Source organism: Salinivirga sp. (assembly GCF_055145285.1).
The window spans coordinates 1-23,694 of sequence record NZ_JBSRDC010000035.1; the positions used below are offsets into that span (position 1 = coordinate 1).

General features: G+C 37.1%; 20 protein-coding genes, 1 tRNA gene and 1 pseudogene. 18 read left to right on the plus strand and 4 right to left on the minus strand.

The features are described from left to right. Positions 1-505: 505 nt before the first annotated feature. The 17 genes and pseudogenes from ACTB0Y_RS07090 (at position 506) to ACTB0Y_RS07170 (ending at position 14,425) form a co-directional block, all read left to right on the plus strand. Positions 506-1,225: a fibrobacter succinogenes major paralogous domain-containing protein gene (locus tag ACTB0Y_RS07090; RefSeq protein WP_463206118.1), complete on the plus strand. Its 720-nt coding sequence runs from the start codon at positions 506-508 to the stop codon at positions 1,223-1,225. Between the two features lie 622 nt (positions 1,226-1,847). Continuing rightward, a complete protein-coding gene (locus ACTB0Y_RS07095; protein ID WP_463206119.1) occupies positions 1,848-2,180 on the plus strand; it encodes a type II toxin-antitoxin system HigB family toxin in 333 nt (110 codons plus the stop codon). Between the two features lie 18 nt (positions 2,181-2,198). Then, positions 2,199-2,642 carry a helix-turn-helix domain-containing protein gene (locus ACTB0Y_RS07100; protein ID WP_463206120.1) on the plus strand — a complete coding sequence of 148 codons (444 nt, stop codon included), beginning with the start codon at positions 2,199-2,201 and terminating at the stop codon, positions 2,640-2,642. A gap of 353 nt (positions 2,643-2,995) precedes the next feature. Next, a complete protein-coding gene (locus ACTB0Y_RS07105) occupies positions 2,996-3,217 on the plus strand; it encodes a hypothetical protein (protein ID WP_463206121.1) in 222 nt (73 codons plus the stop codon). Beyond that, positions 3,217-3,441, plus strand: coding sequence for a type II toxin-antitoxin system RelE/ParE family toxin (locus ACTB0Y_RS07110; protein WP_463206122.1), 225 nt, complete (start codon positions 3,217-3,219; stop codon positions 3,439-3,441). Before ACTB0Y_RS07105 ends, ACTB0Y_RS07110 begins: the two co-directional genes overlap by 1 nt. Positions 3,442-3,732: 291 nt before the next feature. Then, complete coding sequence (locus ACTB0Y_RS07115) at positions 3,733-4,842, plus strand: PKD domain-containing protein (protein WP_463206123.1); 1,110 nt, start codon at positions 3,733-3,735, stop codon at positions 4,840-4,842. A gap of 173 nt (positions 4,843-5,015) precedes the next feature. Continuing rightward, a complete protein-coding gene (locus tag ACTB0Y_RS07120) occupies positions 5,016-5,522 on the plus strand; it encodes a serine hydrolase domain-containing protein (RefSeq protein ID WP_463206124.1) in 507 nt (168 codons plus the stop codon). A gap of 29 nt (positions 5,523-5,551) precedes the next feature. Further along, positions 5,552-6,043, plus strand: a pseudogene (locus tag ACTB0Y_RS07125) (serine hydrolase); the annotation flags it as partial. Between the two features lie 630 nt (positions 6,044-6,673). Then, entirely contained in the window at positions 6,674-7,438 is a 765-nt protein-coding gene (locus ACTB0Y_RS07130) for a hypothetical protein (RefSeq protein WP_463206125.1), read from the plus strand. 112 nt (positions 7,439-7,550) lie between these two features. Beyond that, on the plus strand, positions 7,551-8,657 hold the full coding sequence (locus ACTB0Y_RS07135) for a DUF4369 domain-containing protein (RefSeq protein ID WP_463206126.1): 1,107 nt from the start codon (positions 7,551-7,553) through the stop codon (positions 8,655-8,657). Between the two features lie 151 nt (positions 8,658-8,808). Further along, positions 8,809-9,171 carry a hypothetical protein gene (locus ACTB0Y_RS07140; RefSeq protein WP_463206127.1) on the plus strand — a complete coding sequence of 121 codons (363 nt, stop codon included), beginning with the start codon at positions 8,809-8,811 and terminating at the stop codon, positions 9,169-9,171. After that, on the plus strand, positions 9,168-9,503 hold the full coding sequence (locus tag ACTB0Y_RS07145; protein ID WP_463206128.1) for a type II toxin-antitoxin system RelE/ParE family toxin: 336 nt from the start codon (positions 9,168-9,170) through the stop codon (positions 9,501-9,503). The genes ACTB0Y_RS07140 and ACTB0Y_RS07145 overlap by 4 nt, the downstream gene beginning before the upstream one ends. 6 nt (positions 9,504-9,509) lie before the next feature. Then, positions 9,510-9,821 (plus strand): helix-turn-helix domain-containing protein, encoded by a 312-nt coding sequence (locus tag ACTB0Y_RS07150; RefSeq protein WP_057954551.1) that lies wholly within the window; start codon positions 9,510-9,512, stop codon positions 9,819-9,821. Between the two features lie 169 nt (positions 9,822-9,990). Next, positions 9,991-11,178, plus strand: a complete 1,188-nt coding sequence (locus ACTB0Y_RS07155) for a serine hydrolase domain-containing protein (protein WP_463206129.1) — start codon at positions 9,991-9,993, stop codon at positions 11,176-11,178. 260 nt (positions 11,179-11,438) lie between these two features. After that, positions 11,439-12,047 (plus strand): Crp/Fnr family transcriptional regulator, encoded by a 609-nt coding sequence (locus tag ACTB0Y_RS07160; protein WP_463206131.1) that lies wholly within the window; start codon positions 11,439-11,441, stop codon positions 12,045-12,047. 81 nt (positions 12,048-12,128) lie between these two features. After that, a complete protein-coding gene (locus tag ACTB0Y_RS07165) occupies positions 12,129-12,761 on the plus strand; it encodes a hypothetical protein (protein ID WP_463206132.1) in 633 nt (210 codons plus the stop codon). Positions 12,762-12,940: 179 nt separating this feature from the next. Then, positions 12,941-14,425 carry a hypothetical protein gene (locus ACTB0Y_RS07170; RefSeq protein WP_463206133.1) on the plus strand — a complete coding sequence of 495 codons (1,485 nt, stop codon included), beginning with the start codon at positions 12,941-12,943 and terminating at the stop codon, positions 14,423-14,425. A 211-nt stretch (positions 14,426-14,636) separates the two neighbouring features. Here ACTB0Y_RS07170 and ACTB0Y_RS07175 read toward each other — a convergent pair whose 3' ends face one another. From ACTB0Y_RS07175 to ACTB0Y_RS07190, 4 genes are all read right to left on the minus strand, one after another. Next, positions 14,637-16,580 (minus strand): MFS transporter, encoded by a 1,944-nt coding sequence (locus ACTB0Y_RS07175; RefSeq protein ID WP_463206134.1) that lies wholly within the window; start codon positions 16,578-16,580, stop codon positions 14,637-14,639. Positions 16,581-17,600: 1,020 nt separating this feature from the next. Beyond that, a complete protein-coding gene (locus tag ACTB0Y_RS07180) occupies positions 17,601-19,367 on the minus strand; it encodes an MFS transporter (protein WP_463206135.1) in 1,767 nt (588 codons plus the stop codon). A 160-nt stretch (positions 19,368-19,527) separates the two neighbouring features. After that, positions 19,528-20,991 (minus strand): aminoacyl-histidine dipeptidase, encoded by a 1,464-nt coding sequence (locus tag ACTB0Y_RS07185; RefSeq protein ID WP_463206136.1) that lies wholly within the window; start codon positions 20,989-20,991, stop codon positions 19,528-19,530. Between the two features lie 46 nt (positions 20,992-21,037). After that, the gene (locus tag ACTB0Y_RS07190; RefSeq protein WP_463206137.1) at positions 21,038-23,233 is read right to left on the minus strand and encodes a S9 family peptidase; all 2,196 of its coding nucleotides are present in this window, start codon (positions 23,231-23,233) and stop codon (positions 21,038-21,040) included. 279 nt (positions 23,234-23,512) lie between these two features. Here ACTB0Y_RS07190 and ACTB0Y_RS07195 point away from each other — a divergent pair. After that, a tRNA-Val gene (locus ACTB0Y_RS07195) sits at positions 23,513-23,587 on the plus strand. Positions 23,588-23,694 lie beyond the last annotated feature (107 nt).

Genomic DNA, 23,694 nt, shown 5'->3' on the forward strand with positions numbered 1-23,694 from the left:
GCCATAACGAGTAGATTTTTAGCATTTTTCTGTAAGCGGCGGGGTTTTTTTTCCTACTTTTTTTGACCTGTAGCAAAAAAAGTAGGGTTATGTCAAAATTGGGTGCCCCATTGCACAAAACAGGAAAAAATGGCACTCACACCACGGCCACACTGGTAAATTATGCCCTGCGGGCAACGATTTGTATGTTGCATGCACCATGCGCAACACGTTTCTCGTGCACGGCTGCAGCCAGACACACCAATCCGAACGCAACCTTTCCAAACCACACATGGCTTTTTTTACAAAAAAATAGGAATCCCCAACAACCTTTGTTAAATTTGGAGAAGTGCGATAAGCATTCCATCGGGTGCTTTTGAAGGCGCTAGAAAAGTTTAACTTAGAGGGGTTGTTGGAGTGTTTGCGTGATAGGAAGTGGAACGCAAATTATACAACGACCGCTACCCAACATAAAAAAGCAAACACCAAAACAAACAGTAATAATAAATCTTAAAAATTTCAAATTATGCTACAAAAACACAAACTTTTAACAATTTTAATGCTGGCTTTAGCAAGCACGTTATTAATTTTTAATGCATGTGAAAAAGATGAAGATGACGACCCTGCCAATGACGAAACAATAAATTGGGGAGATGGAGTAACAGATTATGATGGTAATAATTATACTTCTGTAATTATTGGTGCCCAGGAATGGATGGCCGAGAACCTGAAAACCACCACTTACAATAATGGTACTTCAATAGATTTGGTTACGGACAATACTGCTTGGGAAAACAACACCACCGGAGCCTACTGTTGGTACGACAACTACCAGGCACAATACGCCGAGACGTATGGTGCTTTATACAACTGGTATGCCGTGGAAACCGGCAACCTTTGCCCCGAAGGCTGGCATGTACCCACCGATGCGGAGTGGACAGCATTGGAAAATTATATTGCTTCAGACGGACATAGTGGAGCTGAAGGCACCGCTTTAAAAGCTACTTCTGGTTGGAATGAAAATGGAAACGGAACCGATGATTATGGCTTTGCAGCCCTTCCAGGAGGCCTCCGTTACTTCCATGGACCATTCTACAACATTGGTTACTACGGTCCCTGGTGGAGTGCTACAGAGAGCATTACCAGCTATGCCTGGAACCGGGGCCTGAACTACAATTACAGCACTGTATACAGGAGCATCTACGATAAGGCATATGGGTTTTCTGTCCGTTGCCTGAGGGATTGATTTATTTGACTATTTGATTTATTTGATAATTATCGCAAGCGGTCGATTTTCTTTGAGTAACAAAGCAATCAGTTAATTACGTTGCTTAACAGCATCTGATGCGCATTCCGGGCATAGAGAAAATATGAAAGGGCACAGTTTTTTTGTGAATTTGTGTGCTTTTTGTAGCTTTATATAAGTAAATGGCTCACCGCATACATGCGAAAGTAGAATAAGCTTTCCACCGGGTGCTTTTGAAGGCGCTAGAAAAGTTTAAATTAGCGGGGTTGATGAAGCGTTTGGATAATCTGATTCGATTTGTGCCACCATTTCCGGATTGGTTTGTGCCACGAATTCTGGTTCAAATTGTGCCACTTTTAGGTAGCGTGGATATTTCGGACTAAGCTGACCCCACCTCTGGGAGTCGAAATCAAGTGTTTCTTGTAGCTAAAAAATAGGAATCCCTTAAATTTGATTGGTTGCGTGATTCGTTTTTGTCAATCGTTTACAAAAAACAGATAAGCGCAACAAAAACCTGTACTTATATTGTAGTTATGCAAAATTGCAAGTTGCGACCGATATGGAAATAGCGAAGAAAGGTTTCATTATGTGAAACTATTTTCGTTTATTTGCGGATAACTATATGAAAGTACATTTAATAAAGAAACAGTCGATTGAAGATTATGTCGTAAAGAACGCAAGAGCTCGAGCATCTTTTGAAATATGGTTATCGATTCTTAAAAGAGCTGACTGGAAAGAACCAAACGAGATTGTGTCGACATTTAATAAGGCTGATATAATAGGAAAAGGAACAAATCGGGTTGTTTTTAATATTGGAGGAAACAATTACAGGATGATTTGTAAGTATCATTTTGGAGCAACAAGAGTCCACCTTTTCATTCAGTGGATTGGGAGACATGCAGAGTATACAAAGCTTTGCAATGAAGGTAAACAGTTTGACATTAACGATTATTGATTGAGAAAGGACATTAAAATGGAGGCATTAAAATTCACAGTGATAAAAACAATTGAGCAGTATAACGATTATTGTAATATTCTTGACGAACTGATTTCTAAGGACGAAATTAAGTTCCAGGATGAAATAGAATTATTGACATTGCTAATTGAAAAGTGGGATAGCGAAAATAATTCTTTTAAGGATTCTGATCCCATCCAAATCTTAAAAGCAGTTATGGACGAACACAACTTAAAAGCTAAAGATTTAGTGACTATTTTAGGATTGACCAAAGGAACAGTTTCTAAGATTCTGAATTATCAAAAAGGGCTTTCTAAGGATACAATTAGAAAGTTATCTGACTATTTTAAAGTTTCGCAAGAAGCATTTAATAGACCATATCGATTGAAAAATGAAGTAAACAGAAGATATCGAAATGCCAGTTTGATGAACACCCGAAAAAATATTTCTGAAGTGAGCTAAAAGAACTTTGCATAAGAGCGGCGAGTGAGAATTTTGCGCTGCTGCTGGTTTGTGGTCTAACTGGTAAATAAAACTACAGAGTTTTTCGTAAATAGGAATACAGAGTTTTTGGCAACAATACTACATTGTGCAGGCGGCTCCTTGTTTTTTGTCCAGAGCCGTAAGTCTGCAACGCTACTACCACCGGGTGCTTTTGAAGGTCGGTAAAAAAGAGGGGTGTTGGAGCGTTTGCGTGATACGGAGTGGTACGCAAATTATACACCGACCGTTGTAAAGCATGGCGAGGGCACAGGCTTTGCGTTATTTTGAGATAGAAATTGCTTTTTTTGTAACTTTGATAAAAAGATTTGACAATGAATATCCAATCGGAAAAACTCGAAATAATGAAATTAATCCTGGAGACTAATAATCCAAGGATTCTGGAGTCGATTAAAAAACTATTTAATAAATCGACAAAGGTTGATTTTTGGGAAACTCTGACTCAAGAACAAAAGGACGATATTCAACAAGGAATTATGGATATTGAAAATGGAGATGTAGTTGATTACGATGACTTTATGGAGAAACACCCATAATGAGAAAAGTAGTCCTTTCAAAACGTGCTGAGAAAAAGCTTGACAAACTTATAGATTACCGACAAACAGAATGGTCGGAGAATGTCAAATCTGACTTTATGGAAAAACTTGGCAAATCACTAAAACAAGTGTGCGAATTTCCTGATTTATGCCAAAAATCTGATATTTCAAAAGGACTTCACATGTTGATTGTGACTAAACAGACATCAGTTTTTTATCGATAAGATGACAAGCAAATCAAAGTGGTTACAATATTTGATAACAGGATGAATCCCAAAAAATTGAATAAGGAAATTAAATAAACCACGCTTTACAACCGCGGCGTTAGCGCATACGGAGCTGTATAGTTGCGAGCGCAGAGGTTCTTTTTTAGCCTTGCTAAAACTTCGTTTTGACGGGTAATTTGATTAATATTGTATAACAAAGTTTTAGCTCCATGAAGTTTGATTGGTTTTTACAAGTAATGCCTTCGCTTCATCACCACAACGTCACCAGTAATCTGTAAGTTAAGAGATATGAAGAAAATTGGAGTTATTTTTTTAATGATCTTTAGCACGCTTGAAGTATTTAATCAGGAATTAGAACCCATTGTAGATACCAATAAAATGTGGGTTGTATTTAGCCAGGCTGCAATTGACCCACCAGGTGGATTTGGAGAAAGTTATGCTTATAAAATCTCAGACAGCATATTAATTAATTCCAACTATTGGTTAAAGGTCTGGAAGTCACAAGATAGTTTATTTAGTAATTGGAATCAATACGGTTATATCAGAGAAGAGAATAATAAGGTTTACTACAAAAATCCTGAAATCATTGTTTTTGATACAATTATTATGTACGATTTCAGCCGGGAAATTGGTGATACTGTAACCTATTTGGAGGGTTGTGATTGGACAATTTATAATATTGACTCCTCTTTGTTTGCCGGAAAATACAGATACACCCAATATATAGATTCGACCAACTGGAAAACGATTAATCATATTGAAGGAATTGGAAGTACAGAGGGACTCTTAGGTCCTGTTTTTTACTGCACAACAGGAGGAATACGAACCTTACAATGCGTGTATGAGAATGATGTATTAATCTATCATAATCCAATATATGAGAGCTGCTATATCAATAATCCATATACCTGCCATTCAGAATTCACCTATCAAACTGATTCTCTAACAGTAACATTTACTAATGAATCAACTGGATATTATGATGAAACTTACTGGAACTTTGGAGATGGTCAATCAAGTACCGAAGAAAATCCAATCCATGTTTTTCAAGACACAGGAGTTTATGAAGTAAGTTTATCTATATATGATTCTTTGGGTGGTTGTAATCATCAGTATTCCACAAATATTGCGATATCAGCAACGCATATATCACTTCAAAATGATTTCAAAAACAAAATAGAAATATTCCCTAATCCAGTAAAAACTTCATTGAAAGTTAATAATGCAATAATTGGCTCTAAAATTCAAATAATAAACAGCTTAGGAAATATAGTTTATGAAAGTATACTGAAAAATGAGGATAACGAAATATTCATTTCAGATTTAAGTGGATTCTTAATTATTAGGATCATCGATAAGAAAGGAAAGGAATTTATCACTAAAAAAATAGTAAAATAAACAGTTGTTAATAGCGGCAAGTGAGAATTTTCCGCTGCTGCTGGTTTTCAGGATATTGAAAGTAAGAAAACTCTCACAAGCCGCAGCGTTGAAAAACGATACTGAATTATAAATTCATACAAGATTTGACTATTTCTAAAGCCAAGTAAATAAGCAAAGACTGAAACGGAAAAATGATAAAAAATAAAAAAGCCAAATGGATTGTCAGGGCGTTATTGCTTGTTGGAACAATAGTGTCTTTGTTTTTCGTACCATGGATTTTAGTAAAGGCCTGGATTTTACCGCTACCTGATACTGTTCAAGAACAAGTAGATGAAGCAATTGGACATGGTTTTGACGGCATGATTGTGTATGTGGACCAGGCAGGAAAACCACCAGAACATTACACAGGAGGTTGGAAAGATAGAGAAAATAAAATACCAGCCGAACCAAAATCATTATTCAAAATTGCTAGCATTAGTAAGTTATATTCTGCTGTAGCAGCTACTAAATTGGTCAAAGAAAAGCGTTTGTCTTTTGATAAAACACTTGCTGATTATCTTCCAGAACTTAGAGGTAGGATAGAAAATGCTGAAGAAATCACCTTGAGGATGATGATTCAACACCGTTCAGGTATTCCAAATTTTACGGATAATCCAGATTATGTGAAAACGAACAAGAAAATGGCCAAAAGGCCTTAGATTTTGCTCTCGACCTACAAGCCAGTTTTAAACCTAATGGAGGATATGAGTATTCAAACACGAATTATTTATTGCTTCGTAGGATTATGGATGATGTTTTAGGGTATAGCCACCATCAGTATATCAAAGAGAAAATATTGATTCCCCTGGAGCTGAAAAATACCTTTTTTTCGATTACTGAAGTCAATTTAGATGATGTTATGAGTGGATATTATGTAGGTTATGAGGAAGATTTTAAAGCTCGTGAATATGGAATGTTGGCTACAGCAGAAGATGTGGGTATATTCCTGCGAGCCTTAAACGATGGTTCGGTATTTGACGAGGGAGAAAAGGAAATCTATCCTTATGAATATAATCATGGAGGTTTGGTGGTTGGCTATCAAAGCCTTGCAGAATATCACAAGGATATTGACGCGGTAGTGGTTCAATTTATTAATACAACTGACTTTAATGGCTATGAATGGAACTTATCGGAAATTACAATTAACCGAATTTCAAAAATCATTAGAAAGAAAAACTAGCCACAGCGACGAATGAGAATTTTGCGCTGCTGCTGGTTTATGGGCTCCGTTAAATAACAAATCTCTGATTTGATTAATTTTGCGAGAGTCCTCGAATTTCTAATAAAATTGAAAATTTTAGTAATTCGGGATTCGAGGAGCTAAATAAACATCGCCAACCTTTAGCTCGCTGCCTGTCCCGGTTATTCCATCGCGAAGCACAATTAAAATAAATTATGAAGCGAGCAAAACTTCGTTTTGACGTGTTATTTGATTAATATTGTAAAACAAAGTTTTAGCTCCATGAAGTTTGATTGGTTTTTACAAGTAATGCCTTCGCTTCATCGTCGCAAAATTAGGACACACGATTATGATTAAAATAAATTCATGTGAGTTCCTGAATGTGAAGTCAGCCAACTGGCGGATAGTTTCTTCATTTTCAGAAAACTAAAATTTTTAAACATATGAAACCTCCATGTTAAAGCTTTTAGCACACTGCGCCTTCGCGAAGCTTTCGCTTCCGCTATAGCTTTAGCGAACGCGGACAGCGGAGCGAGGCACGCGCATGCTTATTCAGAGAAATAAAAGCAAAAAGCTTGTTGTCAGGGTAAAGGAGGTTCCATATGACCACTAAAATAAAATTATAAACATATGAAAATAATTTATCAGATTTTGGTTTTTATCTTTTTAGCTGGAATTAATTCTTATTCGCAAAAACTGCAAAAACAACTTTACAACAAAGAAATTAATATAATAAATTCCTTTAAGCAATATGATATTAGCCATTTATGGTTGTGTGAATCATGCTCATATAATGGAGTGATTGGAAATAAAAATCGACGAATTAGGGTTCGTTTTAGTGCTATAACTAAGTCAAATACTGATTCATTAACCTACTTTGTGAAAGGAAAAACAAAAGTTGGAGAAAATATTTTCAACTTTAGTGGACTGATATCTTTGTACTATGCTGTGAAGGATTCAACTCTTTTTCCCATATCAGAGACAACAGACGTTGATGGGTTAATAAAAGGAGAATATATTTTTAGAGAGTCGAACTATTCATCCCACACAGGTATTTTTAAGGGAGAATTAATTACCTACTGGCAACTTAATGACAAGAATGAAATTATTCTGGGAAGTGGGTGGTATACCTCTTTTGATTATAGTTTTGCATTTCAAGGTGTTTGGAAAGGTTATCACTCACAAAGGAGTTTAAAATGCTGCTGGAGTAATTATCGAATTCCCTGTGTAAGTGAAGATTTTGATACAAGTGATGGGCCTGATGTTATTCCCAGTGAAAAATATAGCGATGTTGGCTGGGGCGACCTCCGTACAATATTCACATCTTATCCAGAAAGCAAAGAATATCAAGAATCTTTAAAGAGAAAAAAAGCTAATGATTTCTGGTGGAAATAAGCGCGTGCTCTAATAGCGGCGAGTGAGAATTTTGCGCTGCTGCTGAAGCGGCTACTGGGTTTATGCCCGAACGTTAGACGGTAGCAGCTGTTTTAAGTAAAAAATATTTCCTATGAGAAGTTTTATTTTCATTTCATTGATTGTTTTATCGATTTCACTTTCCTGTAGTGATGGAGAGCATTTTGAAATTAAAGGTAAGGTGAAAGGTATTGACGCTGGCATTGTTTATTTGGGGACCAAGAAACATGAAAGCCAATATGGTATCAATCCTGGTGATTCTGCAGTTTTAAAAAACGGAAGGTTTGTTTTTAAAGGTTCAGTTAAAATTCCCCAAAGAAGATATATAAAAATTAAAAAGCAAATTGGCTCAATACCACTATTTTTAGAAAACAGTGAAATAACCATTAAAACGAACCAGGATAAATATCCCAATGCTGAAATACAAGGTTCCGTAACCCAGGCAAAATACGAGAATTATACTGCAAAGGTAGAACAATACAACGATAGTATTAAGATTATAGACAAGACGATACAAAAAGCGATTAAAAATGATAATCAATCCAAAGCCAATCACCTCAAAAAAAAATATTCCGAAGCCCTTCATACTAAATTTAAATACATTGAGGATTATATGCTATCTGATGCCCCATCTATTCTAAGGTTATTTGTTTATGATCGTGCAAGAGTTCTATTTCAATACAATATTCTGGATTCCCTTTATACATCCCTGGATTCATCTGTCTATAGTACCGATATGGCGAAAAACTTAAGAAAGAAAATTGAAAATCTTGAAAAAGTCCAACCCGGAAAATCTTATATTAACCTCACATTAAAGGATACGGCAGGTAATAAAGTTTCTCTTTCTGATTATGTTGGTGATAACTATGTGCTTCTATATTTTGTTTACCTGTGTCCTTATATGGATTTGCTTCCCAAAGGTTTTCCCGGGCTTCATGAGAAATACCATAAACAAGGATTGCAATTGTTTGGTGTATACGCGGATACAGATCCTTTTTACTGGAAAAATACAATCGAAGAAAATAAGTTGAAATGGCCTTTTGTGTCAGACCTAAAAGGAGGAAATTCCATTGTTTTTGAGAAATATGGTAATGTGAATATGTTTTTTCATTACCTAATTGATAAAGACGGCAAATTTATTGGTAAATACAAATCAGCCAAAGAAATAGAAAAAGAACTGAAGAAAAGAATTGGAAGATAAAAACAAAAAAGCCTAATATACAATAATACATAATGCCGGCTTTCCACTGGATAATTGCATTGTTGGGTTTTAGTGTGGGTATTTAACGGCTGATGTTGATTCATCGTTTCAGATCTCGCACTTTCCATTTAGCTTTTCGTTATACCATAGAATGAAACATTTCAGAACCATATCAGAATATTGCGAGGGCATCAATATAAGTGCGCCTAAGCATCCCCATTTTGATATTCGAAGTTTTGAAGAGAATATAAAAACGGTGCATAAACAAATGCCACCCTTCAGGCATGAGTTTTTTGCAATTGCCATAAAAGCCGATGGTGGCGGGAAGGCTGTTTCTGGCGAATTTAATGACTTTACGGACGGAACTACTATCTATTTTAAGATACAATTTCAGGTTTTATCCTGGGATATTCTTCTTAATTACCAGTTATTGCCAATGAATTTTACCAACTTTAAATTTTATTTCCCTACGGGGAAACTTTTTATTATCTTTGTCGTAAAAACCAGTGAATGAAAAAGTTTGACGTTGAATTTCTTGAACCAGCCAAAGATTTCTTGGACAATTTGGATGATAAAACAAGAAAAAAGGTTCTTTTCAATATCTGGAAATCCAGAGAAATAAATGACCCCGAACTCTTTAAGAAATTAAAAGGAAACATCTGGGAGTTTCGGACAAAGTTTTTAACTAAACAAATACGTTTATTCGCATTTTGGGATAAACGAGACGACAAATCAACCTTGGTAATTGCAACCCACGGACTGATTAAGAAAACGCAAAAAACGCCAAAAAAAGAAATTGACAAAGCAGAGAGACTTAGAGAAGATTATTTATCAACTAAAAAGTAACCGACTATGAAAACATATTCACTTGAAAATCTGACAGATAAATATGTCGGTAAGCGTGGAACTAAAGAACGTGACCAATTTGAATTTGAACTTAAATTGGACATTCTTGGCGACATGATAAAAAAAGCACGAAAAGAACGTAAACTGACACAAGAACAACTTGGACGACTTGTTGGTGTTCAGAAAGCGCAGATTTCTAAAATTGAAAACAACGCAAAGGATGTTAGATTCTCGACGATTTTAAGAGTTTTTGAAGCATTGAAAGCAACAGTTAAAATGACCGTGAATTTTGATTCAGACAAATTAGAAATAGCATAGACAACAATTGGTAACCGCGGCGTTAGAGCATACGGAGCCACGTAGCTACGATCGGCTTGAGGTTCTTTTTAACTGCGCCCAAACTTCGTTTTGACGTGTTATTTGATTAACATTGTAAAACAAGCCGTACGCTCCAAAGTCCCATACTTTGGCAATAATTTAAAGAAACATGAAGGTCAAAGGATACATAAAAGAAGAATATACTGAAATAGCCAACTCATTTAGAAAAAACTTTGAGAGTTATGGGGAATTAGGTGCATCACTTTGCGTTTATCACAATAATAAAAAGGTGATAGATATTTGGGGTGGACATAAAGCTTCGAAAAAAGACAAAGAATGGAATAAAGATACTGTGGTGCCTTTATTTTCAACAACAAAAGCCATAGCTGCAAGTTGTTTAGCTATTTGCCATAGCAGAGGATTATTTGACTATTACAGGAAAGTCTCTGAATATTGGCCTGAGTTTGGAGTGGAAAACAAGAATGAAATAACTATTGAGCAATTACTTCAGCATAGAGCTGGTCTATCGGCTATAGATGAAAAATTGGATACGAAAAAAATAAAAGATCGGAAATTTTTAGATAAAATAATAGCAAAACAAAAACCTCACTGGAAACCTGGGGATTATCAAGGATATCATGTCTGGAATATAGGATGGTACATTAGCTCATTACTATCAAGAATTGAACCCAAGAAAAGATTTCTTAAAGAATTTTTGGAACAAGATGTGATACCTCAAATCGAAGGTGAAGTTAGAATTGGTGTAGAAAATAACTATGAATGGACGAAAATTGCAACTTTAATACCTTTTTCAAAAATTAAAGGTTTGTTTTCCATGCCCATCAGTTTTGTTCTTGAATTTTTTAAGCCCTGGTCCCTTTCTTTTAAATCAATGCTAAATCCCTCATTTGTAAGTAATCATTCAAATTTTAATAAACCAGAAATCCTTCAACTTGAGATGGGAGCTGGTGGAGGTATTGGAAATGCAAGAGGATTAGCTTCTCTTATTGATTCTTTGACGAATGAGAATCATCCTTTACACATAAAAAATGATACATTAGAATATCTGATGAAATATCCAGAAACTCCTATAAAAGGTTGGAAGGATACTGTTTTTAAGCAAGATGCATTTAGATTTCATGCTGGATTCATGAAACCATCTAAAAATCATAATTTTGCTAAATCTTCAAAAGCTTTTGGAGGATTTGGTGCGGGAGGAAGTTTTGTTTTTTATGATCCAAATCACAAACTTACAGTAGCATATACGATGAATAAAATGTCTTCTAAAATGATGAATATGGATAGAGAACTAAATATCAGAAATTCGATATATAAAACTATTGCCAACTTGCTGTAATACACTATGCGGGCGGGTTCCCAGTCTTTTTATTTGTCTGTTTTAGCTGGTATTTATAAAGGGGGATTCGTCAGGAGCCGAACACGTTGAGAACGCGTCTTTGTAAATTCCGAACGGCGTTTAGTAGGCCAGGAAGCAACAGGTAGGCGTAAAACAGTGTTGCCCCGCAAGAGCGGGACTGAAAGCTTCCAGAAAATTAGGAGCTATTGCTTTGCAAGCACATCAGAACACCAGTATTATGCAAATATAAATAATTGCTTATGCCGAAAATTACAAATAGCGACCTGGAGTTAGTCTATAATTTGTTTTCACAAATTACACCGGTAACCCGAAACGACATCGAAAATGTGCTTCCCTTTTTAAGAAAAGCAACATACGCAAAAAATGATAAAATCCTGGAGCCAGGACAAACAGAAACACGTTTAAATTTTGTAACAAAAGGAATTGTGCATATGTATACCTATATTGATGGTGACATATTTACCATTAATATTGCTTTACCGGGTATGCTTTTTAATTCACTTGACAGTTATTTATATAAAAAGCCAACAAGCGAAATTCAAGAAGCTATCTCAGATGTAGAAATGCTGTTCCTGGAAAAAAAAGATGCAGAACAACTGATGTTAAACAATAATACCTTTTGCTATATATATGCAAAGTTGTTTGAACAAGTCTTAAGCGAAAGAGAACAACGCACACTTATGTTGCAATACAGAGATGCCTTTAAACGCTTTACACATTTTATTAATTTAACACCTCATGCAAAGCTTTATTTACAAGAGGTTTCACAAAAATTACTGGCACAGTATTTAGGGCTCGCTCCAGAGACCTTTTGCCGCGTAAAATCGCAATTTTTTAAAAATTGTTAATCGCTAATGGATAATATTGATTCAAATCAATTAATTAGTTTTTGCTTTTTCTTTCTTTTGTAAAGAACTAATAATTAGGTTATGAAAACATTAATTATCATTTTAAGCTGCAGTATTATCTTTCTGAGTTGCGAAAAAGAAGAAGATAATGAACTTTACCCGCCCAGTGTAATCGAATTTGAGATTCAAACTTATGGGGATTTAAGTGGAGAGGGAACGTTATTCGGTTCGAAACAAATTCTTACCCGTGAAACATATGATTATGTTGCCGATGATGAACACGGCATGCACATCGCTACCGGGTTTGAGTTAGACGATGGAACTATGGTTCAGGACCTCCAGGGATGGGGTAACGACAATCACCCCTCTGTTAAATCAATTATGTTGCGTATTCCTGATAATGGGGCAGGAGTCTATACCTTTGATGCCGACACATCGGAGAATAGACATTTTTTCTTAAGAATTGAATCTTGGGGCTGCGAAGTTCGTGCAGGTTATTGCAGAGGATTTTTTAATCCTGAAAAAACCAACCTATCAGTTACCATTGATGAGGTGAGCGAAACCAAAATGACCGGAAGCTTTTCCGGTGATTTAATATACTATATTCGAGAAGAATCGGATGATGGAATAACCTTAACAATCGATGAAGAAATTACCAATGTAAACGTCCCTGTAATTAATGGTACTTTTGAGGTATATCAGAAACCATTATGATTAATTATCAAAGCCTGGCAAGTCAAATTTAACTTTGAATTATGGGATATCCGTTTTTTTCAAGGCTAATAATTAATGGATTTTCTGACTTATACAGTGCAGATTATTGCACGATATTTTATTTAATACACATGCTTTCACAAAAACAATAGATACACTTATAACAGAAACCCTGACTTATGAAGCAAAAAATTATAGTAATCGTTTTCTTAATAGCCATAGTAGTAACTGCTACCAATGCGCAAACATTTACACATGAAGCCATTGCCGAAGAAGTAAAATATATAACCTTACTCGATTCTAAAGAACGGCTCTGGTATGTCGATGATGAAAATAAATTGTTTATGTACAAAAATGGCTCATCGCATCCTCAGAACCTTACCCTGCCAAACAGAAAATATAAAATGGAAGAAGATGAAGAAGGTACATTGTGGGGTATATCCCAAACAGGGATTATTTGTAACAAAAACGGCGAGTGGAAGGAATATCCATATGGAAACAATAAATTAAATGGTTTCAGCCTGATAAGTATAACCAAAGATAAAAGCAACAGAAGATACTTTTTTTACGAAAAAAATGTACCAGGAACAGACATAGAAAGAAAACATCTTGTAGTTCTTGAAAATAATGAATTAACTATTATTACCAGTAACTTACCTAAAAGAATAGAGAGAGGCGAGCATTATAAAAATGGTTATGTATTTGGGGCTAATTTTAGCTACGATAATCAACAACCCTGTGGTTACTACAATGGCGAATATAAACTTCTAAAAGAAGGTGAAGTATACGAATTCTTTAATTCAATGAAAACTGCGATGACCCAGGATTGGATGGTATCGGATAGCATAACGGATTTATATGATAAATATGAGTATACCATTGCCAATGTTAATGTGCATTTGTATAATGATACCAGTGTGTTAATGCTTGTAACAAGTGACAAGGTTGTTTGCTTGTTTTTTGAAGGGGAAGGTGCTACCGTACAAGAACAAAAATACGCTGAAACAAAAGTATACCCCATATCTAAAGCGCACACAAAACTTGTTGACGATATAGTGAACCTCTATTATCTGAATGATAAGGTGTACTTAACGACCTTTGATAAAGGAATAATTGAAATATCGGAAAGTAATTCACAGCTTCTTACAAAGAAGAATGGATTGTCAAGCAATAATATTGAAAGAACTTTCCTCGACAAGAATAAAAACCTGGTGCTAATGCATCCAAAATCTTCGTCTGCATTAATTAACGGCAAATGGAAACATTTCGATAAAAAGTCGGGCTACGACTTAAAAAACCGCTTAATAAGATATGAGCTAGAGCAAGATGGCTATAAATATTTTGTAGCGTATAAAATTACAGGGAAGTCAAATAAATTGTTACGCTGGGATGGCAATAAATGGGAAACTTTTGATTTTAAAACTAAATACAGATATACATCAAGCTTTGAACCTGTTATTTATAAAAATGCAATCTGGTTTAAAAACCATAATGGAAATAATTACAAGGGCTTGCTATATTTTAATGGGAGTGAAGTAATAGATTATGAATTAGGCAGAAGAATAAAGCAAAATTGGGTTCATAGTGCATGGATTTCTGAAAATGTATTTTATGTGTATTCGTCTGGCATTAGTGGAAAGGGACCGGTATTTAAAATCGAGTAGGCACACATGTATTAATTAACGTCAGCTTCTATGTTAAAACCAAATTCAGAGACCTTTTTTTCGTTTAGTTTTCTAATTTCAATCGCTACTATTTTTTTTGGAAGTTTTCAGTTTGTCATACAGGCATATGCATAAAAAGCACACAGAGGATTCGGCGTGCTTCGAATATATATTAGAAAGGAAGGGCCCGTATTAACAGGCCTCTTCGTTTTTATTTTTGAATATTAGGTTGTTCCAGTCCGTAACCGGAGACTTTATCGTCGCGTTTGAGTAAGAAGGCAAACAATATACCCAGTAACCCAAGTGCAGAAAACATGAGCATGGCATTGGTATAATCGAGTGGTTCTATTAGCTCGGCAACATAAGTTTCCTGTTTGAAATCAAGTGCTTCATAATCAACCGATTTTAACTCACCAAAACCAAATTTTATTTTGGATTTACCTGTTTCATCCATATATAATTTTTGGCTTTCGCTGTATATTACCCGGCCATTTGGATCTTTAATGCTGATAATTGCATCAAAGTTTTTCTTATTAGGTTTCTTACCAAGTTCAGCCAGGTTTGCTATATATTGATTCTTTTCATCCAATTGGAATTTGTTGCTTTTGAATAAGCGAATGGTATCATTATCTCCAAAAGTGGATGATTTAACGCGGTCGATATAGATTTTTGCATCTTGTGGTATTTCTAACAAATCAAATTTTATTAAATCTACCATTTCGTTGTTTCTAAAATTAATGCTGTAATCTCCGTTTTTACCTGTCTTTGTTTCATAGTAACTCCGGTAAACAATTTCTCCGCTGAGGCTGTCTTTGTATACAACGTATTTGAATTTAATATTTTTGTTATTAAATGTACTACTTGTTGTATTTAAAGAGCTTGCGAACTTGCCACTTTGTTCTATTTCTTTAAACTGTTGGTTTTTCAGATTAATTCTGAACTCAGGATTCGATGCATCAAGTACTACACCAACGAGAATGGGTAATGCCCAGAGCCCTATATTTTGCACTGAGAACATAAATCCGTACGCAGTACCGAGTTTATTGTCGCCTACAATTTTAGTTACTGCGGGCCACATCGCTGCAGGGACAAGTGAAAATGCCACTCCAAGTAAAAATATTGGTAGTAATGGAGTAATTGTTGTAAGAGCAAACATCAGGTGTGAAATAATGAGCAGTGCGGAGCCCAGGTACATGAGTGTGGCACTTTTTCCTTTATTGTCGGCTATCCATCCAAAAAGCGGGGTTAATAGTATGGTTCCAAACATGAGTATGGACGAGATTTGGCCTGCAAGATCGCGCTCCATACCAAATTTGTTCATCAGCAGGTCTGGTGCATATTTTACAAATGGGAAAACTGCCGAATAGAATGTAACACACAGTAGTGTAATATAAATGAATGTACGATTGGTGATAAGATCAAGCAAATCTCTCCACCTGAATTGGTCTTCTTCGCTTTCAGGCAGTGTTTCTTTTACTTGCTTGTCTATTTTCAGATCGAGGAAAATGTAAATGATGTAGAACAATAGGCCAAGCCACAGAAGTAAGACTCCGAACCAAATGGCATTTGTCCATTCGGGGTGAATAAGGTAGGGTGAAAGGAACAGTGCCAGTGCAGTTCCAAGGCGTCCAATGGCTAAATTAAGTCCCAGGGCCAGTGCAAGTTCTTTGCCCTTGAACCATTTTACCACAATTTTAGAGAGTACTACAATGCTGGTTTCTGCTCCGAGGCCAAAAATAAAGAAACCAAGATACATCATTTTCAGGGAAGGAGAGTAGCCGGTTAGGAATGAGTTCATTAAGGCATAACCGGGACCGCCGGCAAGATACATGTCAGATGCTCCATAGGCGGTAATTACCCCACCCAGTGCCATCATAAACACGAAAAGTGTTCCGGTTATTCGTATACCCAATTTATCGAGAATTATACCACCGAGTACGGCCATGGCCAGAAATACATTAGGCACTGAATAGGCCGACATAAATGCACCATAATCCGAGGAGCTGAACCCCAGGTTGGTTTGCATTAAGTCTTTTAACGGTGATAATGCATCGTAGAAATAGTAATTGAAAAACATGACCATACTGCTCAAAAGCAGCACGCCCCATCGCAATGCAGGGTTGTCGCGCATGGTTTTGTGTATTTTCTCTTTCATGATGAAGGATTTGATTATTGAGGCTACAAACTTAAAAAATATTTTGGCTTAAGACAGCCAAAAGAATGTTGTTTCTCGGTTGATAGAAAAAAAGGGTTGTTTCATTTTTGAAACAACCCTTTTATAAAGTCCCGTTTTGCGTAATGGGTCACCCACATGCCTATAGCCTTACTTTTTTTGCTACAGGTCAAAAAAAGTAAGCAAAAAAAACCCGCCGCTTACAGAAAAATGCTAAAAATCTACTCGTTATGGCTAAAGTTCACGAACTCACTCCGATTTTTTCAGAAAAATCGGAGCTCAAACAGCGCAAACTTTGACGCCAAAACAAGCAGATTTTCTTCACGCATTTTTCTTCATGCGGCTAAGACTAGCTTTTTCCCTTTCGTAAGGTAATTAAAATACAAGTGGGCTGGCCAGACCAAATTACTCGTAAACTCGTGAGGGCTAAAGCCGTTGGCGGGCCAATGAGTGCGTGAATGTTCTACTCGAATTAATCAATAGAATGATTGATAAATCAGAGCTATTGATTTTAGGAGAGTTAATCCCGATATAGAAAATATTATCATTTATATGAAGAATTGATTTATATTTTCATAATCGGGGTTCAATGGATATAAATGACATAAAAGAGGTTTGTTCAGCTTTTATTGGTCATTTAATCTATTGAGCAGAGCGGGTTGAAGCGTAATTTGGTCACAATTTTATCAAGCAAAAAGTTTTATCAATATAAATGTTTCAATACTATCTGTTTACTATCATTTTTGCTGTTTATAGGTAAAATATACATAACAGAACTAATCTGCTACGATTCCTATTTTTTCGAACAAACAAACCTTAAAAAACATCGGGTCATCCAATTATTAAAAGCTTATTATTTAATTGACTGATAACCAATGGGTTTATTTTGGGGTGTAGATGTGGTGCACAAAACAGGAAATAATGTTGTTTCTCGGTTGATAGAAATAAAAAGGGTTGTTTCATTTTTGAAACAACCCTTTTATAAGGTGTTATTTTTGTCAATTATTGATCGTCGGGTGTTTGACCTGATGGTAGTTCAAGTCCATAACGCTGTCTGGCATCTGCTTTTTTAAGCTGGAAGGCCAGATAAATGGAAATTACACCCAGTCCAACAAGTGCAAGTATCGGATAAGTATAATCGTAGGCGGGTATTTCCCCCAGTGATCTCAAATAATTCATCACTTCATCTACTTTATCGGGGCTGTTATTAGCAGCAAGCTGAGTTGAAATTTCATCAAAACGCAATTCCTGAATAACTTCGCGCTCTTTTCCAGTGGCGAGACCTATATCCTGCAATCCGTTCCGGATTGTGGTAATGGTATTATCCTTGAGATTGAAAGCGTGAAGCTGATCGGCGATAGCTTGTTTGGCTGCCACAATTTTTGGGTTAAACCAGTCTACCATGGCTCCAATTCCCCAGAAGAACAGTCCAAGTCCCCAGTTTTGAATGGTAAACATAGATGCGTAAGCTGTACCAAGCCGGTTTTCAGCAACAATTTTGGCTACAGACGGCCACATAGCAGCAGGAACCAGCGAGAAAGCAATTCCCAAACTAATGAGGCCCATATAAGCCAGCCAATCGTAATTGAATAATGACATGGAAACGTGGGCAAAAATCAGAAGCAATGCCCCCAAAATCATAAGGGATGCAGCTTTACCTTTGCTATCGACGTAACTACCAAAAATTGGGGTGAAAATAATTGTTCCAAGCGGAATAAGAGCGGCTGTTTTTGAACCATTTTGTAACCAAATACCCATCACATCCCAGATTGATGCCAGGAATGCGGCAAACAGCAATGCTATAACGGCCATATAAACCCGCCGTGTACTAATATTTTTAATTTGTTTAGGGATGGCTGCAAAGGCAATGGCAAATATATAAAGTGCTACAAACACACTTGCATTACCCAGAGAGGTCGATCCAAAGAGGTTAATGTTGCCATTTTCAGGTAATAAGATTGAAAACTCAAATTTATTTATCAATATATCGGGTGCATACTGAATAAATGGAAATACTGCTGAATAAAATGCCACGCAAAGCAAGGCAATATATAAAAACGATTTGTTTGTAATAAGTTTAACCAAATCTGAAAACTTAAAGTCTTCAGCTTCTTCTTGTGCTCCTTCCACTTTCTCCTGACGATCGAGTTTGATGTCAAATACGCTGTAAATAAGGAACATAATAAGTGCAATTCCGATTAAGGTAGCTGCGAAGGTTACTGCTGATGGCACACTGCCGTTTGCGATATCCGGTGCAAGTGCAATACCCATAGCACTACCGAGTCGACCAAGTCCCATGTTGAGGGCCATGGCCAGGGCAAGCTCGTAGCCTTTAAACCATTTCACCGCGGTTCGGGTTGCCACCACACAAACTACTTCGAGACCTGAACCAAATAAAATCCGGCCCAAAATCATCATGTTAAGCATTGTGGAATGTTCTTCTCCGAAGAATCCGGCTGAAGCAAGAGCTGTAATGGAAGCACCCAGGGTTGCAATACTTCCAAAAACAATTCCCGCCATTCTAACACCCCATTTGTCAAGAATGATACCTCCAACGATGATCATTCCAAACATGTTGGCTATGGTTGTAAGACCGATGAGGCGTCCAAATTCCTCACTGGTAAAACCCATGTCGTTTTCCATGATGGTTTTTAAACCACCGAAGAAATCCTGAAACCAATAAGTACCAAATGTTAGTCCTGAAATAAGCAGGAGCATCAACCAGCGCATAGCTGGGGTGTGACGTAAGCTTTTCTTAATTGTATCCATCTGTTTTATTTTTATTGCTGTAAATCAATTAATTTCTTGCAAACAGACCGCTAATATAGTAGAATTATTTCTCCGTTCAAGGGAGTAGCGGAGTAGAATTTTCATGTTTAATAAAAAAAAACCACCCGAAACAGGTGGCTTTTTGTATGTTATGAACAAATTATTTTTTTGGAATTGCTTTTAAAGTTTCAACAATCCATGTCCAGAATTTCTTAACGGTTTCAATATTTACTTTTTCATCGGGACTATGTGGGTAGCGAATAGTTGGCCCGAAAGAAATCATATCCCAGTTTGGATAAGCACTGCCTAAAATTCCGCATTCCAGACCGGCATGAATGGCTTTAATCTCAGGTATTTTACCAAAAGTTTTATTGTATGTATCCTGCATTAATTTGAGGATTTCAGAATCCATGTCGGGTTTCCATCCGGGATAGGCCCCGGCCAGTTCGACTTTGGCACCGGCCAGGCGGAATGTTGCAGTAACGCGTTCTGCCAGTTCTTCTTTTGAGCTGTCTACTGAGCTGCGCATCAGGCATTGTGCAATGATGGTATTGTTTTCTGCAGTTTTTACTACGGCGAGGTTAGTTGAGGTTTCAACCAGACCTGGCATGGCATCGCTCATGCGAATAACTCCATTGGGAACGGCTATCACTGCGTCGGTTAGGTTTCGTTGTGTGGTTTCGTCAACAACAAATAAAGGTGCTTCTGTTGGGTCAATAGTTATTGTTACTCCCGGATCAGTGTCTGATAGCTCATGCTTTATTGTTTTTTCCAATTCTGCCACATACTCTTTGAACTTAACTTCGCCATTTTCAGGTACGGCTATTGTGGCAAAGGCTTCTCTAGGAATGGCATTGCGCAAGCTGCCGCCTTGTACATCGGCCATGCGGAGGCCAAATTCATTTTGAGCTTTACTGATTAGGCGGAAAAGTATTTTATTGGCATTTCCTCTTTGTAAGGGAATGTCTAAACCGGAGTGGCCGCCTTTAAGCCCTTTAATTGACAGTTTAAAAGCTTTATAATCAATTGGTAGTTTGTCTTCCTGATATGTAAAAGTTACATTGGCGTCTTCACCACCGGCACATCCAACATAGAGTTCACCTTCGTCTTCAGAATCCATGTTCAAGAGAATGTCTCCTTTCAGAATACCCGGTTTGAGTGCGTTGGCACCGGTCATGCCTGCCTCTTCGTCAACTGTAAAAAGTGCTTCAACAGGGCCATGTTCCAAATCGTTTGATGATAAAACAGCCATTGCTGCTGCTACTCCCATACCATTGTCTGCTCCGAGGGTTGTGCCTTTGGCAGTTACCCATTCACCATCTACGAAGGCTTCAATGGGATCTGTTTCAAAGTTGTGTGTGCTGTCGCTGTTGGCTTGGGGAACCATATCAAGGTGTCCTTGCATTACCACACCTTTGCGATCTTCCATGCCCTTAGTGGCGGGTTTGCGGATAATTATGTTGCCTACTTCGTCCTGAATGGTCTCCAAGCCAAGGTCTTCTCCGAATTTTTTAACAAATTCCACAGCTTTTCCTTCTTTCTTTGAGGGGCGGGGAATTTGTGTCAGACTATAAAAATGTTCCCATAATGCTTTGGGTTCTAAATTTTTAATTTCTTCGCTCATAATATTTCGATTTTTGTGTTGTATTTAAAAGATTTACAAATTTAATTTAGTTTTTCAGGTGGTCCACAAAATAATCAACCATTTTTGTGAACAGATGGTAGCGGGTATTGCCGCCGTATATGCTGTGATTCCGATTGGTGTAAATGGCCATGTCAAATTGTTTATCGGCCTGTACCAGCGCCTCAGTCATCTCAAAAGTGTTTTGTGGATGCACGTTATCATCAGCCAGTCCGTGTACGATTAGTACATCGCCTTTGAGTTTCTCCACATGATTGATGGGTGAATTTTCATCGTAACCTGACGGATTATCCTGCGGTTTGCGCATAAAACGCTCGGTGTAGATGTTATCGTAGTAGCGCCAGTTGGTTACTGGTGCCACAGCTATACCTGTATTGAAAAAGTCTGCTCCCTGGGTCATGCAATTTAATGTCATAAATCCACCATAGCTCCAACCGTAAATACCAATTTTGGTTTTGTCAATAAAATCAAGTGAACCGAGGTATTTGGCCGCTTCAATTTGATCGATGGTTTCATATTTACCCAGCTCTTTGTAGGTCATTTTGCGAAACTCTTCTCCACGTCCTCCTGTTCCCCGTGGATCGACACAAGCCACAACAAAACCTTCTCCTGAAAGCACCTGTTCCCAACCTATGCTCCAGCGATCGAGCACTTGTTGTGAGTTAGGACCTGAATATTGTGTCATGACTACCGGATATTCTTTTCCAGCTTCGTAGTTGGCGGGTTTAATTATCCAACCGTTTAATTTTACTCCTTGAGATGTGGTAAAGCTGAAAAATTCTTTGGTTTGCACTGCATATTCTTTCGTTTTTTCCTTTAAAGCTTCATTATCTTCCAATACCCTGATTATTTTACCTTTATAATTGTTCATAGTTACATAATTGGGTGTTGTGGCATTGGAAAAATAATTAATAAAATACTGGAAACCTTTACTAAAGCTGGCTCGGTTGTAGCCTTTTTTATTGCTCAATTGTTTTTTCTTTTTACCATCGTCGCGTACTTTGTATATGGTCCGGTAAATGGGCCCCTGTTCCGTAGAGCTGTAAAAAACCATACTGTTTTTGTTGTCATACCCGTAATAATTTGTAACGTCGAAATTACCTTCTGTTACCTGGGTGAGCTCTTGTGCTTTTGTGTTGTATTTGTAAATATGGTTGTATCCGTCCCTTTCGCTCATTATCAGGAAGTTATTTTTATCGATGAATGTGAGGTCCGTATATGGTGGTTGATCGATGTAGTATTTATTGTCTTCGCTGTAAACAACATTTGATTCTCCGTTTGTACCATTAGCATAGATAATGTCCATATGGTTTTGCAGTCGGTTTAGTCGCGCAATGGCCAGGGTATTGTCTTTTTTGGTCCAGTAAATGCGAGGCAGGTAAATGTCTGTTTCTTCACCAGTTTCCATTTTTACGGTTTCTTTAGTCTCAAGATCGTAAGTATGGACCGTTACAATGGAGTTATCTTCTCCGGCTTTTGGATATTTGTAATCGTATACTTCCGGATATAGCTTATTGGCCAGTATTTCAGGCTTTAATCCTTTATATTTGAGCAAGGTGTATTTTTTAACTCTACTTTCATCAAATTTGCAGTAAGCGATTTTCTTACCATCAGGAGACCAGTGAAATGCCTGGTTATAGCCAAATTCTTCTTCATATACCCAGTCGGGTGCACCATTGATGATTTTATTTCTTTCACCGTCTTGTGTAAATTGAGTAATGTCGCCTGATTTCAGGTCTTTTATAAAAAGATTGTTGTCGCGGAGAAAAGTCACTTTTGAGCCGTCAGGAGAGAGGGTTGCCAGCCTTTCGTGTCCCTCTTCAGTGAGTTTATGTAATTTTTTACTTTCCAGATCGTAAATGTAAAAATCGGCATAGAATGAGTGGCGGTATATTCTGGCGCGGTTGATATAGAATATGACTTTGGATTCGTTATTGGAAAATTCGTAATTGGAAATGTACTGAATATCTTCATTGTCCAAATCTGCAATTTTCATAAGGGTGTCTGTAGCTTCTCCGGTTTTGTAGCTGTATTTAACCAGGGCAGCACCTTGATTTTCCAGTGTTGTATAGTGTAATCCATCATTCATTGAGTTGACACCATAAACTGATTGTGCCCTGAAGGTGCTCTCTTTGTAGATGTCGGCAACCGTAACCAATTTATTTTGGGTAAAAGATTGAGCAGCAAGCCCGAGTAATAGGGCTAAAAGGAAGATTTTTTTCATTTTTTAATCACTTTTTGGGTTAGCAGTCCAAAGATCGTATTTTTTGCGGATTGATCAATTTTTTAGCCCGGAAAAACTTTTTTTGATTTTTTTTGAAAAAAAATTTGGGAACTAAAAAAAAGCGTCTACTTTTGCAACCGCCAAACACAAAAAACAAGGTTTGGCGAAGATAAAAAACGGGCGATTAGCTCAGTTGGTTCAGAGCATCCCGATTGACATCGGGAGGGTCGGGGTTTCGATTCCGGAAAGATGAATGAACGAAGTTATTTAAAATATTTAGGGCGATTAGCTCAGTTGGTTCAGAGCACTTGGTTTACACCCAAGGGGTCGGGGGTTCGATTCCCTCATCGCCCACAAAAGGCCGGAAAGAAATTTCCGGCCTTTTTTATTTTACAAAACAGCCATGGCATACGTTTATATTCTCTATTCCAAATTCAGAGACAAATTCTACATTGGATATA

Bases quoted from the DNA above. Each gene is read 5' to 3' on its own strand.
- ACTB0Y_RS07090 (WP_463206118.1), top strand. From the start codon at position 506: ATGCTACAAAAACACAAACTTTTAACAATTTTAATGCTGGCTTTAGCA.
- ACTB0Y_RS07095 (WP_463206119.1), top strand. From the start codon at position 1,848: ATGAAAGTACATTTAATAAAGAAACAGTCGATTGAAGATTATGTCGTA.
- ACTB0Y_RS07100 (WP_463206120.1), top strand. From the start codon at position 2,199: ATGGAGGCATTAAAATTCACAGTGATAAAAACAATTGAGCAGTATAAC.
- ACTB0Y_RS07105 (WP_463206121.1), top strand. From the start codon at position 2,996: ATGAATATCCAATCGGAAAAACTCGAAATAATGAAATTAATCCTGGAG.
- ACTB0Y_RS07110 (WP_463206122.1), top strand. From the start codon at position 3,217: ATGAGAAAAGTAGTCCTTTCAAAACGTGCTGAGAAAAAGCTTGACAAA.
- ACTB0Y_RS07115 (WP_463206123.1), top strand. From the start codon at position 3,733: ATGAAGAAAATTGGAGTTATTTTTTTAATGATCTTTAGCACGCTTGAA.
- ACTB0Y_RS07120 (WP_463206124.1), top strand. From the start codon at position 5,016: ATGATAAAAAATAAAAAAGCCAAATGGATTGTCAGGGCGTTATTGCTT.
- ACTB0Y_RS07130 (WP_463206125.1), top strand. From the start codon at position 6,674: ATGAAAATAATTTATCAGATTTTGGTTTTTATCTTTTTAGCTGGAATT.
- ACTB0Y_RS07135 (WP_463206126.1), top strand. From the start codon at position 7,551: ATGAGAAGTTTTATTTTCATTTCATTGATTGTTTTATCGATTTCACTT.
- ACTB0Y_RS07140 (WP_463206127.1), top strand. From the start codon at position 8,809: ATGAAACATTTCAGAACCATATCAGAATATTGCGAGGGCATCAATATA.
- ACTB0Y_RS07145 (WP_463206128.1), top strand. From the start codon at position 9,168: ATGAAAAAGTTTGACGTTGAATTTCTTGAACCAGCCAAAGATTTCTTG.
- ACTB0Y_RS07150 (WP_057954551.1), top strand. From the start codon at position 9,510: ATGAAAACATATTCACTTGAAAATCTGACAGATAAATATGTCGGTAAG.
- ACTB0Y_RS07155 (WP_463206129.1), top strand. From the start codon at position 9,991: ATGAAGGTCAAAGGATACATAAAAGAAGAATATACTGAAATAGCCAAC.
- ACTB0Y_RS07160 (WP_463206131.1), top strand. From the start codon at position 11,439: ATGCCGAAAATTACAAATAGCGACCTGGAGTTAGTCTATAATTTGTTT.
- ACTB0Y_RS07165 (WP_463206132.1), top strand. From the start codon at position 12,129: ATGAAAACATTAATTATCATTTTAAGCTGCAGTATTATCTTTCTGAGT.
- ACTB0Y_RS07170 (WP_463206133.1), top strand. From the start codon at position 12,941: ATGAAGCAAAAAATTATAGTAATCGTTTTCTTAATAGCCATAGTAGTA.
- ACTB0Y_RS07175 (WP_463206134.1), bottom strand. From the start codon at position 16,580: ATGAAAGAGAAAATACACAAAACCATGCGCGACAACCCTGCATTGCGA.
- ACTB0Y_RS07180 (WP_463206135.1), bottom strand. From the start codon at position 19,367: ATGGATACAATTAAGAAAAGCTTACGTCACACCCCAGCTATGCGCTGG.
- ACTB0Y_RS07185 (WP_463206136.1), bottom strand. From the start codon at position 20,991: ATGAGCGAAGAAATTAAAAATTTAGAACCCAAAGCATTATGGGAACAT.
- ACTB0Y_RS07190 (WP_463206137.1), bottom strand. From the start codon at position 23,233: ATGAAAAAAATCTTCCTTTTAGCCCTATTACTCGGGCTTGCTGCTCAA.